At 73.0% G+C, this 13,142-nt stretch carries 9 protein-coding genes; all 9 read right to left on the bottom strand.

Going from position 1 to position 13,142, the window contains the following annotated elements:
* Window positions 1–311: 311 nt before the first annotated feature.
* The 9 genes from rho to lysA all read right to left on the bottom strand — a co-directional run bounded on the left by rho (window position 312) and on the right by lysA (window position 13,141).
* Window positions 312–2,027: a transcription termination factor Rho gene (gene rho, locus ACERM0_RS07920; RefSeq protein ID WP_373678032.1), complete on the bottom strand. Its 1,716-nt coding sequence runs from the start codon at window positions 2,025–2,027 to the stop codon at window positions 312–314.
* An 80-nt stretch (window positions 2,028–2,107) separates the two neighbouring features.
* Window positions 2,108–2,761, bottom strand: coding sequence for a fructose-6-phosphate aldolase (gene fsa / locus ACERM0_RS07915; RefSeq protein WP_373678031.1), 654 nt, complete (start codon window positions 2,759–2,761; stop codon window positions 2,108–2,110).
* A 176-nt stretch (window positions 2,762–2,937) separates the two neighbouring features.
* The gene (thrB, locus tag ACERM0_RS07910) at window positions 2,938–3,906 is read right to left on the bottom strand and encodes a homoserine kinase (protein WP_373678030.1); all 969 of its coding nucleotides are present in this window, start codon (window positions 3,904–3,906) and stop codon (window positions 2,938–2,940) included.
* 39 nt (window positions 3,907–3,945) lie between these two features.
* Complete coding sequence (locus ACERM0_RS07905; RefSeq protein WP_373678029.1) at window positions 3,946–6,201, bottom strand: thiamine pyrophosphate-dependent enzyme; 2,256 nt, start codon at window positions 6,199–6,201, stop codon at window positions 3,946–3,948.
* 48 nt (window positions 6,202–6,249) lie between these two features.
* Entirely contained in the window at window positions 6,250–7,260 is a 1,011-nt protein-coding gene (gene thrC, locus ACERM0_RS07900) for a threonine synthase (RefSeq protein WP_373678422.1), read from the bottom strand.
* A gap of 83 nt (window positions 7,261–7,343) precedes the next feature.
* Window positions 7,344–8,645 (bottom strand): homoserine dehydrogenase, encoded by a 1,302-nt coding sequence (locus ACERM0_RS07895; RefSeq protein ID WP_373678028.1) that lies wholly within the window; start codon window positions 8,643–8,645, stop codon window positions 7,344–7,346.
* A gap of 72 nt (window positions 8,646–8,717) precedes the next feature.
* Window positions 8,718–10,733: an elongation factor G gene (locus ACERM0_RS07890; RefSeq protein ID WP_373678027.1), complete on the bottom strand. Its 2,016-nt coding sequence runs from the start codon at window positions 10,731–10,733 to the stop codon at window positions 8,718–8,720.
* Window positions 10,734–10,893: 160 nt separating this feature from the next.
* Entirely contained in the window at window positions 10,894–11,772 is an 879-nt protein-coding gene (locus tag ACERM0_RS07885) for a GNAT family N-acetyltransferase (RefSeq protein WP_373678026.1), read from the bottom strand.
* 43 nt (window positions 11,773–11,815) lie between these two features.
* A complete protein-coding gene (gene lysA / locus ACERM0_RS07880; protein WP_373678025.1) occupies window positions 11,816–13,141 on the bottom strand; it encodes a diaminopimelate decarboxylase in 1,326 nt (441 codons plus the stop codon).
* Between the last annotated feature and the right edge of the window lies 1 nt (window position 13,142).

Below are 13,142 nucleotides of genomic sequence, written 5' to 3'. Positions count from 1 at the left end.
TCCCGGGCAGTACGTCCTTCCGGCCGTGACACACGGGTGATGACAGGACACTGGTCACTGGCCCGACCAGCCGGGGTGACGTTCGCTGGACATGGCGGCACGGGCCCGAACGGACCCCGTGCCATGCCGCAGCCGGCGGCCGCCGCCCTGCTCGCTTCGGGAGAGGTCACTGCGACGTCTTGTCCCCGGGCGTCCGTACTTCTCGAGCAGGCGGCGGCCACCACTGCACTCACGTCCCGTGTCTCACCGGGCTTCGCGCGTGCCGAAGCATCGGCGACCGGGAGACACCCGCGCCGGTGACGGGGCGAATGTCAGGAGAGGTTGGACTTCGAGATCATCTGGAGGAACTGCGCGTTGTTCTTGGTGGCGCGCAGCTTCTCGATGAGCAGGTGCAGGGCCGCCTCGGAGTCCATCGACGACAGCAGGCGCCGCAGCTTCCAGACCGTCTCCAGTTGCTCGCGCGGCAGCAGCAGGTCCTCCCGCCGCGTGCCCGACGCCTGGATGTCGACGGCCGGGAAGATGCGCTTCTGCTCCATGCGCCGGTCGAGGCGCAGCTCCATGTTCCCGGTGCCCTTGAACTCCTCGAAGATGACCTCGTCCATCTTCGAGCCCGTCTCGATGAGCGCGGTCGCGATGATGGTCAGGCTGCCGCCGCCTTCGATGTTGCGGGCCGCCCCGAAGAACTTCTTCGGCGGGTACAGCGCCGCCGAGTCGATACCGCCGGAGAGCACCCGGCCGGAGGCCGGGGCCGCGAGGTTGTAGGCCCGCCCGAGCCGCGTGATGGAGTCCAGCAGGATGACGACGTCCCGGCCACCCTCGACCAGCCGCTTGGCGCGCTCGATGGCGAGCTCGGCGACCTGGGTGTGGTCCTCGGCAGGGCGGTCGAACGTGGACGAGATGACCTCGCCGCCGGTCGAACGCTCGAAGTCGGTGACCTCCTCGGGCCGCTCGTCGACGAGCACGACCATGAGGTGGACGTCGGGGTCGTTGGCCTCGATCGCGGCCGCGAGCTGCTTCAGAATGGTCGTCTTGCCGGCCTTGGGCGGCGACACGATCAGGCCGCGCTGGCCCTTGCCGATCGGCGCCATCATGTCGACGATCCGCATGGAGATCGGCGAGGTGCCCTCGACCTCCAGCGACAGCCGTTCGTCGGGGAACAGCGGGGTCAGGTCCTTGAACTCCACCCGCTTGCGCGGCAGCGAGCCCTCGTCGATCGCCTCGCCCTCGATCGCGTCGATGCGGGCCAGCGCCGGGAACTTGTCGTTGTTCTTGTTGCGGCGGATGGGGCCGGCGACGCGGTCGCCGCGGCGCAGGTCGAAGCGGCGCACGAAGGACTGGCTGACGTAGACGTCCCTGCTGCCCGACAGGTAGCCGGTGCAGCGCAGGAAGCCGTATCCCTCGGGGAGCAGGTCGAGGATCCCCTCGCGAACCTCGGCGTCCTCGTGGTCGTTCTGCTGCTGGCCGCCGCGGTTCTTGCGGCGCCGGTCGCGCTTGCCGCGCCCGCGGCCGTCGCCGTCGTCGTCGCCGTCGTCGTCTCGCCGGTCGTCGCCACGACCACGGTTGCGGTCCTCGCCGCGCCCACGGTCGGCGCGCTGACGCTCCTCGCCGCGCTGACGCTCCTCGCTGCGCTGGCGGTCCTCGCCGCCGGTCTCCTCGTCCGCACCGCGCCGCTCGCGCTCGGCGTCCTCGTCACGGCCGCGCGCCGGCTCGAGACGGGGGCGGAAGGGTCGCTCGGGGCTGCGCTGGCGGGCGCGGACGCGGTCGCCGGCCTCGCCGTCGCCGTCGGGTCGCTCGTCCTCCACGCCGAGTTGCGGCTGCGACGCCTCGGCCGTGCCGCCGTCGCCGTTGGGGGAACCCGCCGCGGCCGGTTCACCCCGGCTGCCGTTGCCGGCACCGGCGCCACCAGCGTGGATGATCAGGTCGACCAGGTCGGCCTTCTTCATGCGCTGATAGCCCTTGAGCTCGAGGGCGGAAGCGATCTGCCGCAGTTCGGCGAGCGCCTTTCGCTCCAGCGTCGAGCGGTCCATGTGTGTCTCCGTGTGTCTTCGATGGCCGGCGACGGCCCCTCGCGTCGCCGTGGCGGCCGGAGGTGCCGGCCGCGAGAAACTCAGCGCATCGCCTGCTGGTAGGCGTCCCAGTCGGCCAGGAAGCGCTCCAGGCCCAGATCGGTCATCGGGTGCTTGACCATCTGCTGGAACACCTTGGCCGGCAGCGTGGCGATGTCCGCTCCGGCCAGGGCGGCCTGGGCGACGTGCTGGGGGCTGCGCAGCGATGCCGCCAGCACCTCGGTCTGGTAGCCCTGGACGCGGAAGATCTCGCAGATCTCCGTCAGCAGGGCGATGCCGTCGTTGGCGAGGTCGTCCAGGCGTCCGAGGAACGGCGAGACGTAGGTCGCGCCGGCCTTGGCCGCGAGGATGGCCTGCGTGGGCGAGAAGCAGAGGGTGACGTTGGTCCGGATCCCGTCACGCGACAGCTGCGAGCAGGCGGCCAGACCGGCCGGGATCAGCGGGAGCTTGATCACGACGTTGTCGGCGATCGCGGCGAGCTTGCGGGCCTCGTCCAGCATCCCCGGCGTGTCGATCGACACCACCTCGGCGCTGACGTCGCCGTCGACCTCGGCACAGATGTCCTTGATCATGGACGCGAAGTCCCTGCCCTCCTTCGCAGCCAGCGTCGGGTTGGTCGTGACCCCGTCGAGAACGCCCCACCGGTTGATCTCGGTGATCTCGTCGAGGTTGGCGGTGTCGAGGAAGAGCTTCACGGATCGCGCTCCACAGCGTCGAAGGACGTCGGACGCCGGCCCCCCATCCCAGGGCACACCGACGGTTGGGCGCCGCACGAACGGCGGCGGATGCAAGGAGGTCGACACACGTCGGCCGGCGGGAAGAGATCAAGGAGAAGATCGATCCGCGACCGATCGGCGCGGCGACGCCGGCATCATATCCGCTGACGAGGGCACTGCGCGCAGGTCTCGGTGCGGCCCGACAGGGCGCAGCCACCGTCCGGACAGGCGAACGCGCCGCTGAGGTCGACGCGCGGTTCGTGGACCGCGAATCCGTGCGCGGCCGCGACCTCGTGCGTGCGGTCCAGCGCCGCAACGGCCTCGCCGTCCAGCAGCCCGGCGACCGACGGTCCGGCGCCGGACAACCAGGCGTGGATGCCGCTGGCGCGAAGGTCCTCGATCACCGCACCCGTGGCCGGCATCACCCGCAGGCGCGCCGGTTCGTGCAGGCGGTCGCCGGTGGCGGCGGGGTCGACCGGCCAGGCCCCCACCAGGGCCCCCAACACGTGCCCGGCGCGGGCGCCCTGCACGACCACGTCGGCGCGGTCGAGGTGGTCGGGCACGACCCCACGGGCCTGGACGGTCGCCTGCCGCGTGGTCGGCACCAGGACGATCGGGCGCAGGTGCGGGGCAGGGTTGCGACGTCGCACCACCAGGCGGCCGTCGTCGTCGGCTGCGCAGGCCACCAGTCCCCCGAGCAGCGCCGGCGCCACGTTGTCGGGATGGCCCTCGAGCCGGTCCGCGAGGCGCACCAGGTCGCGGTCGCCGACGGGGTGCCCGGTCACCGCGCGGGCCAGCACCAGCCCGGCCACGATGGCGGCCGAGGACGAGCCCAGCCCGCGTTCCAGGGGGATGTCGTTGGCGACCTCGAGCCGGAGGTCGGGCACCGCGACCGCGTAGTGGTCGCAGAACGCCATCAGGCTGCGCCAGATCAGGTTGTCGTCACCGGTCGCCACCTCGTGGGCGCCGTCACCGGCGGTGTGGACCCGGACCTCGCCGTCCTCACGCGGGCGCGAACGCACGACCAGGTAGCGGCCGAGCGCGAGCCCGAAGGCGTCGAAGCCGGGGCCGAGGTTCGCGCTGGTGGCAGGCACCTGGACGGTGGCGTGGCGCACCTCGGTCACGACGGTCCCGACGGGTTGCGGCAGCTGGACGCTCGCAGGCTAGCGGGGCGCCGGTGCGCGACCGCGGGCATGCAACGCCAGCGTCGCCTCGACGACGTCGTCCTCCGACAGCAGGACCAGCTCTGCGGCCGGCCCCAGCGGGACGTAGCTGTCGTGGGACCGGATCGACGCCAGCGCACCGTCGAAGCCGTGCTCGGCCAGGTCGGCGAGAACGGCGTCCGCGACGCCGGCGCCGGTCCGCCGGCACTCGTCGACGACCAGCACGCGTCCGCACGCCTGCGCATGCTCGCGCACCGCCGCCGACGGCAGCGGCGACAGCCACCGCAGGTCCAGGACCCGGGCGCCGATGCCGTGGTCGGCCAGCCGCCGGGCCGCGCGCAGCGACATGCGCACGCCGTTGCCGTAGGTGACGAGCAGCACGTCGTCCGCCTCGGGATGGTGGACGCCGACCTCGCCCGGCAGCAGCACCTCGTCGAGCGGCGGGTAGTCGGACAGCCAGCCGCCGTCGCCGGGGTCGTGCAGGTCGCGTTCGTGGTAGAGCGCGATCGGCTCCAGGAAGGTGCACACCCGACCGTCGACCTCGGCCATCGCGAGGCAGCCGCGCAACATGCGGACGGCGTCGTCACCCCGGCTGGGGACCGCCAGGAGCAGGCCCGGGATGTCGCGCAGGGCGCCGACCGCGTTGTCGTTGTGGAAGTGGCCGCCGAAGCCCTTCTGGTAGGCGAGCCCGGCGATGCGCACCACCATCGGGGTCCGGTAGTGCCCGGCGGAGAAGAACTGCGTCGAGCAGGCCTCGCCGCGCAACTGGTCGAGGGCGTTGTGCACGTAGGCGAGGTACTGGATCTCCGGGATCGGGATCAGCCCGAGCAGCCCGAGGCCCTGCGCGAGCCCCAGGATCGAGGTCTCGTCCAGCAGGGTGTCGAAGACCCGGCCGGTACCGAAGGTCGCCTGCAGTCCGGCGGTCACGCCGTAGACGCCGCCCTTGCGCCCGACGTCCTCGCCGAAGACGACGGCGCCTGGCCGGCGGGCGAGCTCGTCGCGCAGCGCCGCGTTCAGCAGGCCTGCCAGGGTCCGCTCGCCCGCGGTGACGGCGTGCTCGGGCAGGCGGCGGCCGTGCGCGCTCCGGCGGGCGGCGACGTCGACCGTGCGGGCGGCGTCGCGACGCACGGCCTCCGGGGTGTGGGGCGCCAACGGCGCCACGACCTCGTCGGCGGTGCGCAGCGGGCCGGTGGACACCGCCGCGCCGGCCCGATCGCGGGTCTCCGCACGGACCCGGGCGATCAACTCCTGCAGCTGTCCGGTACTGGCCGCACCCGTCGCGATCAAGAGCCGCGCGGCGTGGGCGAGCGGGTCGGCGGCCTCGGCCGCCTCGATGTCCTCGCGGCTGCGGTAGGCGGCCTCCAGGTCGCTGCCGGCGTGGCCCCACAGCCGCACGGTCGGCAGGTGCAGGAACACCGGCGCCCGGCGGCTGCGCACCGCCGTGACGGCGTGCTCGACGGCGTCCCAGACGGCGTCGAGCTCGCCTTCGGCGCGGACGTAGGTGCATCCGGGGAGCGCGGCCGCGGTGGCCTCCACCCAGCCCGGCGGGGTCTGCACGGAGATGCCGATGCCGTTGTCCTCGCAGACGAACAGGATCGGCATCGGGCTGCCGACGCGGCGGGCCCAACGCGCGGCGTTGAGGCCGGCCAGGGCGCTGGCGTGGTTGAGCGAGGCGTCCCCGAACGAACAGACCACCAGCGCGTCCGCCGGCAAGGTGTTCCCGGCGACGGCGCCAGCGTCGAGGCGGCGCGAGCGGGCGATGGCGAAGGCGGCACCGACCGCCTTCGGCAGGTGCGAGGCGATCGTGGAGGTCTGCGGCACGATCCACGCGGTCGGGCTGCCCCACACCTTGTGCCGGCCCTGCGAGGCGGGATCCTCGCGCGAGGCGGCCAGCGACAGCAGCGTGTCCCAGGTGACGTCGGTGCCCGCCAGCCGTGAACGGGCCGCGACGAACCCCCCGTCGCGGTAGTGCAGGAACGCCGGGTCGGTCGGGCGCGTGAGCGCACCGACGACGGCGGTGTGCTCGTGGCCCGCCGACGAGATCGTGTAGTAGCCCTCGCCGCGCGCCTTCAGCTCACGGGCGACCACGTCCAGCGCCCGCGAACGCACCATGTCCTCGAACAGGGCGACGGCGCGTGCGGCCGTCAGCGAGCTGCCCGCCCGCAGGGCGGCGTCGGGCGCCAGTCGCTGCTGCGGTGCCGGCGCCTCGGCGACGGCACGGTCCAGTGCGGCTTCGACGACCGAAACCCGGTCCACGGATAGCGCCTCCCCGCCTCGCCGTCCGCCGCGTCGGCGGACGGAGCGTCAGATGAGCTCGAGCTCGCGTGCGGCGACGTGCAGCTCGGCCGGGATGGTGACCGGCTCGGCAGCACCGGCGATCGCCCACTCCGGGTCCTTGAGCCCGTGGCCGGTCAGGACGCACACGACCACGGATCCCGGCTCGAGCTCGCCGGCGGCGTGCAGCTGCAACAGGCCGGCGACCGACGACGCGGACGCCATCTCCGCGAACACGCCGTGGCGGGCGAGCTCGCGGAAGGCCGCGATGATCTCCCGGTCGGTCACGGAGCGGATCGACCCGCCCGACTCGCTGGCCGCCGCCACGGCCTGCTGCCACGAGGCGGGGTTGCCGATCCGGATCGCCGTCGCGATCGTCTGCGGCTTCTCCACCGGGTGGCCGAGCACGATCGGTGCCGCGCCCGCGGCCTGGTAGCCGCGCATGACCGGCAGGGTGCCGGCGACCCCGTCGGCCGCGTACTCGCGGTAGCCGCGCCAGTAGGCGGTGATGTTGCCCGCGTTGCCGACCGGCATGCAGTGGACGTCGGGGGCGCGACCGAGCTGGTCGACGATCTCCCAGGCGCCCGAACGTTGCCCGTCGATGCGGTAGGGGTTGACGGAGTTCACCAATTCGACCGGGTAGGTCTCCGCCAGCTTGCGACACAGCGTCAACGCCTGGTCGAAGTTGCCCTCGATCTGGATGACCTTGGCGCCGTGCACGAGCGCCTGGGCGAGCTTGCCCATGGCGATCTTGCCCTTCGGGATGATCACCCCGCAGGTCAGCCCGGCCTTGCCGGCGTAGGCGGCGGCCGACGCCGAGGTGTTCCCGGTGGAGGCGCAGATGACCGCCTCGGCGCCCTTCTCCTTGGCCTTGGTGATGGCCATGGTCATCCCGCGGTCCTTGAAGGACCCGGTCGGGTTCGACCCGTCGAACTTGAGGTGGACCTCACAGCCGGTCAGTTCGGACAGCCGCTCGGACGCGATCAGGGGCGTGCCACCCTCGCGCAACGTGACCACCGGCGTGGTGTCGGTGACCGGCATGCGGTCGCGGTACTCCTCGATGATCCCGCGCCACACGTGTGGGCCGCGCGGGACGTCACTGGCGGCGGGGACGGCGGCACCGGTCACGACGAGAACACCTCCGACTCCACCCGCAGGACACTGGCGACGCTGCGGACGTTGGCCATCGCGGCCAGCGCCTGGACCGTCTGCTGCAGGTCGCCCTCGCGAGCGCGGTGGGTGATCAGCACCAGCTGGGCGGAGTCGCCGGCACCTTCCTGCCACACCTGGGCGATGGACACCGCGTGGTCACCGAAGGTGCGCGCCACGTCGGCGAGCACGCCGGCCTGGTCGTCGACGTCGAGCAGGACGTAGTACTGGGTCTGCAGGTCCTCGATGGGGCGGATCGCCTTGGCCCGGTGCACCGACTCGGCGGCGCCGCGGGCGGTCTGCAGCAGGTTGCGGGCCACGTCGATGACGTCGCCGACCACGGCGGAGGCGGTCGGCATCGCGCCGGCACCCCGGCCGTAGAACATCAGCTCACCGGCGGCCTCCGCCTCCACGTACACCGCGTTGAAGGCGTCGCGCACGCTGGCCAGCGGATGCTCCTTGGGCAGGAACACCGGGTGGACGCGCACGCCGATGCGATCGTCGCTCTCCCCGGCGATCCCGACCAGCTTGACCACGTACCCGAGCCGGTCCGCCACGCGGAGATCGGTCGCGGTGACCCCCTCGATGCCCTCGCGGAAGACGTCGCGACCGTGGACGACGGTGTCGAAGGCGAGCGAGGCGAGGATGGCGCACTTGGCGGCGGCGTCGTGGCCGCCGACGTCGGCGGTCGGGTCCGCCTCGGCGTAGCCCAGCGCCTGCGCGTCGGCGAGCACCGTCGCGTAGTCGGCGCCGTCCTCGGCCATCTTCGTGAGGATGTAGTTGGTGGTGCCGTTGAGGATGCCGACCACCCGGGTGACCCGGTCACCGGCCAGCGACTCCTTCAGCGGCCGGATGATCGGGATGGCGCCCGCCACCGCGGCCTCGTAGGCGAGGTCGACGCCGGCGGCCCTGGCCGCCTCGTACAACTCCGGACCGGTGTGGGCGACCAGTTCCTTGTTGGCCGTCACGACCGGCTTCTTGAGCTCCAGCGCCCGGCGGATGAGCGTGTCCGCGGGCTCGAGGCCACCCATCACCTCGACGACCACGTCGATGTCCGGATCCTCGACGACCGACATGACGTCGTCGGTGAAGACGCCGTCATCCACCGGTAGGCCCCGGGCGCGGGCCTTGGCGACGTCGCGCACGCCGATGCGGCCGACCTCCAGGCGGGCGCCGGTGCGGACGGCGATGTCCTCGGCCTCACGGGCCAGCAGGGTCACCACCCCACCACCGACCGTGCCGCAGCCGAGAAGCCCGATGCGCAGGACGCGATCCAACAGCCGTGCCTCGAGTGGACGCCAGGGAGGAACCGAGCCTATCGCCGCCGCCGGCGGCACCCGGTACGAGGCTCAGGAGGTGGCGAGCTCGTCGAGGACGCGCTTGGCGACGTTGTCCGGGACCTCCTCGTGGTGATCCGGGACGATCTCCACCTCGCCCCGGCCGCTGGTCAGCGCCCGCAGGTCGGCGGCGAACGTGGTCAGCTCCGCCTCCGGGACGTGGGCGTCGACGCGGGTGCGTCCCGGCCCGGCCACGTCCGTGCCGAGGATCCGTCCACGCCGCGCCGACAGGTCGGACATCAGCGCGCCGGTGAACTCCTCGGGCGCGACGACCGTGACCGCCGCGATCGGTTCCAGCAGCACCGGGTCGGCCTCGACCAGCGCGGCGCGGAAGCCGAGGATGCCGGCCATCTGGAACGCGGCGTCGGACGAGTCGACCGGATGGTGCTTGCCGTCGACCAGCCGCACGGCCACGTCGACGACCGGGAACCCACCCAACGGCCCCTCCAGCATCGCGGCCCGCACGCCCTTCTCCACCGAGCCGATGTACTGGCCCGGCACGACCCCGCCGACGATCGCGTCGTCGAACCGGAACTCCTCGCCGCGCGGCAGCGGGGCGATCTCCAGCTTCACGATGCCGAACTGGCCGTGCCCGCCACTCTGCTTCACGTGCCGGCCGACCGCGCTCGCGGGCCGGCGGATCGTGGTGCGGTAGTCGATCGGCGCGGGCAGCACCTGCACCTCGACGCCCGCGCGACGCCGTAGCCGCGCGACGCTGACGTCGACGTGCGTGGGTCCCTGGAAGGCGAGCACGCGCGTGCCGGCCACCGGGTCGAGGATGATCCGGACCGACGGGTCCTCCTGCACCAGCCGTTGCAGCGCCGCGTTGAGCTTGTCGTCGTCGGCGACCGCGACCGGCTGCAGCATCACGCGGTGGAAACCGACCGGCGGCAGCGGGACCTCGACGTCCACCTGCAGCCCGTCGGCCGCCAGCACGTCGCCGGTCATGACGTCGTCGAGCTTGGAGACCGCCACCAGGTCGCCGGCGGTCAGCTCGTCGGCCGGCAGCTGCTCGCGTCCGCATAGGCGGAACAGGTTGTGCAGCCGGCGGGTGGCGCCGGTGCGCAGGTCGACCAGTTCGTCGTCGACGCGCAGGCGGCCCGACAGCAGGCGCAGCACGTTGATGCGCCCGACGAACTGGTCGGCGTAGGTCTTGACCACCGCGGCGACGGTCGGCCCGTCGTGCGGCAGCTCGTGCGGTGCCTCGGCGGGCGAGGGGCACTCCTCCACCAGGAACTCGCGCAGCAGCTGGACCCCGATCCCGCTGGTGGCCGAACCCCACAGCACGGGGAAGAAGCCGCCCTGGGCGATGCCGTGGGCGAACACCTCGGCGATCTCGTGCGTGTCGGGCAGCTCGCCATCGAGGTAGCGCTCGAGCAGGTCGTCGTCGTTCTCCACGACGGCCTCGACGAGCGCCTCGCGTGCCTCCTCGGCGGCCGCGGCCTGCTCGTCCGGGATCGGCTCGCGCACCCGCTCGCCGTCGATCAGCTCGATCGCCTCGCCGTGCAGCACGTCGACGATCCCGACATGACCGTCGCGGTGGAACGGCAGATGGACGGCCGCCAACGGGCGGCCGTAGCGGGTGCGGAGGTCGGCGAGGACCCCGACGGGATCCGCCCGGTCGAGGTCCAGCTTGTTGCAGAAGACCACGCGGGGAAGGCCCTGTCGCTCGCACAGCCGCCACAACTCGTCGTGTTGCGGCTGGAGTCCGACGGTGGCGTCCACGACGAACAGGGCCGTGTCGGCCGCCGCCAGGGCTGGGTACACGTCACCCAGCGCCTCCGCGCCCCCGGGCGTGTCGAGCAGGTTGATCCGGTAGCCGTCGAAGTCGAACGTGACCGTCGCCAGCGACAGCGAGTGCCCGCGCTCGCGCTCCTCGGGCTCGTGGTCGACCGTGGTCCGACCCTCGGGGGGCGGGCCACTGCGAACGGTCCGCAGCAATGCCTCGACGAGCGTCGACTTCCCCGTGCCGGTGTGCCCCACGACGAGCACGTTGCGGATCCGTTCGGTGGGGACGACGACGCTCACGACCATGCCTCCGCGACGGTGCCCGCCGGCATCGGACGCGGCCGTGTCGTCCGCGTCTCGCGTGACGGTGGCCTGAACCTACGCCCGCCGGGCGCCCTCCGGGCGGGTCCTTCGACCTACGTCTCGGGGGCCGCGCCGCCCCGGTCGGCGCGCGCTCACGTCAACGCGGTCTGGCGGTCCACACCGTGGCGTGGGGCACGAACCCGAGCCGGCGGTAGATGCGCTCGGCGCGACCGCCCGGCTCGGCGGCCAGCCCGACGCGTGCGCCCGGGTCGAGGTGCAGGTGGGCGGCGACCGCGGCGTGGGTGATCGCGGCGGCCAGGCCCAGGCGCCGGTGCACCGGGTGGACGATGACGTCCTCGACGGCCGCCAGGCCCTGGCGGTCGTGCGCGAGCGTGGCGCGAGCGACGGGCGCGCCGTGCCGCTGGGCGACCCACACCTGCGCGCGGCCGCCGGCGGCCAGTTCCCGCTGCACGTCGACGCTCCAGGCGACGAACTGCTCGTCCCACTGCCGCCACGCGTCGGGGTCACCGACGTCCTCGGCGTCGTAGCGGTAGAGGACCGTGGCGGCGTGCCAGCGACGGTCGGTCGGCTGGGGATCGACCGCCGACGGCGGTGGCACCGGCGCGATGGTGGCCGGCGCCGGCGGTGGCGCCTGCAGGTCGTCGAGCAGCAGGACCGTCAGCGGCTGCAGCGACAGACCCAGGCGGTGTGCGGCGGACGCCAGTGCCGCGTCGGGCACCGGACGTCCCGGCGGCGCGTCGATCGGCAGGGGTGTCTCCCAGCGCAGGTGCGCGTCCGGCACGCCCAGCATCCCGATCGTGTCCCGGAAGCGCCCGACCCAGTCGGCCAGCGCCTCCTGCGGTGGGGGCGCGAGCAGGTCGATGGTGTTGCCGTCGCGGAAGTCGGGACGCGACGGAGTCCGGACCGTGACGTGGTCCCGGGCGTAGGTGACCAACGTCCGGCCGGAGAGCGAGACCCGGCAGATCGCCAGGCCGAGCCGCTCGTCGACCCGTCGGATCGAACCGCCCGCGCTCATGGAACGTCCTCCGCGTCGATCGCGACCTCGGCCGCGGGCGTCCTCATCGCAGGTCGACGTCGCGCGCCACGAGGTCGTCGAGGGTCTCGCGCCGGATCAGCGTGCGCACCTGTCCGTCGCGCACCAGCACCGCCGCCGGACGGGGCAGGCGGTTGTAGTTGGACGCCATCGATTCCGTGTACGCGCCGGTCGCCGCGACGGCGAGCAGGTCGCCCACCGCGACGTCACTGGGCAGGGCGGCGTGCTCGCGCACGAGGTCGCCCGATTCGCAGTGCTTGCCGACGACGGTCGTGGACATCGGCTCCTCCGCACCGGTGCGGTTGGCCAGCGCGACCTCGTGCTCGGCGTCGTAGAGGGCCGGGCGGATGTTGTCGGACATGCCGCCGTCGACGCTGACGTAGGTCCGCAGCCCCGGCAGCGTCTTGATGGTGCCGATCTCGTACAGCGTGAGCGTCGAGGGGCCGACGATGGCGCGCCCCGGTTCGACCACCAACCGGGGCCGCTCGAGCCCGTGTCGGGCACAGCGCTCGTCGACCGCCCGCAGCACGGCCTCGCCGTAGCGGGCCACCTCGACCGGGTGGTCCTCGTGCGTGTAACGGATGCCCATGCCGCCGCCGAGGTTGAGCTCGCTCAGCGTGACCCCGTGCTGGTCGCGCCAGCGGGCCAGCAGGTCGAGGGCGACCTCGGCGTTGGCCACGAACGGGTCGGTGCCGAAGATCTGCGACCCGATGTGGGCATGGATGCCGACCACGTCGACGTGGACCAGGTCGCGCGCGATCGTGATGGCCCGGTCCGCGAGCCCCAGCGACAGCGTGAACCCGAACTTCGAGTCGTCGTGGCCGGTGCGCACGTACTCGTGGGTGTGGGCGTCGATGCCGGGGGTGATCCGCAGCCACACCGTCGCCACGGTGTCGCGTTCGGCGGCCAGCTTCTCCAGCCGGTCGAGCTCCTCGAAGGAGTCGACGACGATCCGTCCGACCCCCCTCTCCAGCGCGCGGTCGAGCTCGGCCAGCGACTTGTTGTTGCCGTGCAGCACGATCCTGGCCGGGTCGACGCCGGCGACCAGGGCGGTGTGCAGCTCGCCCCCGGAGACGACGTCGACGAGCAGCCCCTCCTCCTCGACGATCTGGAGGATGCCGGTGGTGCACCACGCCTTCGACGCGTAGGCGACCTCCACGCCGGGGAAGCCGGCCCGGTAGCGGCGGCAGCGTTCGCGCAGGTCGTCCTCGTCGACCACCCACAGCGGCGTCCCGTGCCGACGGGCCAGGTCGGTCAGGGCGACGCCGCCGACGTGCAGGACCCCGGCGTCGTCCCGTTCGGCGGTCAGCGGCCACGGGCCGGGACCGTGGGCGGTGTCGGACAGGCGCATG

Origin of the sequence: Egicoccus sp. AB-alg2 (assembly GCF_041821065.1) — a bacterium.
Lineage (GTDB): Bacteria > Actinomycetota > Nitriliruptoria > Nitriliruptorales > Nitriliruptoraceae > Egicoccus.
The sequence above is the reverse complement of the archived record's forward strand: the minus strand, read 5'-3'. Positions and strand labels throughout refer to the sequence as shown.

Coding starts and splice junctions, on each gene's coding strand:
- rho (WP_373678032.1), bottom strand. CDS start 2,027: ATGGACCGCTCGACGCTGGAGCGAAAGGCGCTCGCCGAACTGCGGCAG.
- ACERM0_RS07885 (WP_373678026.1), bottom strand. CDS start 11,772: ATGAGCGCGGGCGGTTCGATCCGACGGGTCGACGAGCGGCTCGGCCTG.
- thrC (WP_373678422.1), bottom strand. CDS start 7,260: ATGCCGGTCACCGACACCACGCCGGTGGTCACGTTGCGCGAGGGTGGC.
- lysA (WP_373678025.1), bottom strand. CDS start 13,141: ATGCGCCTGTCCGACACCGCCCACGGTCCCGGCCCGTGGCCGCTGACC.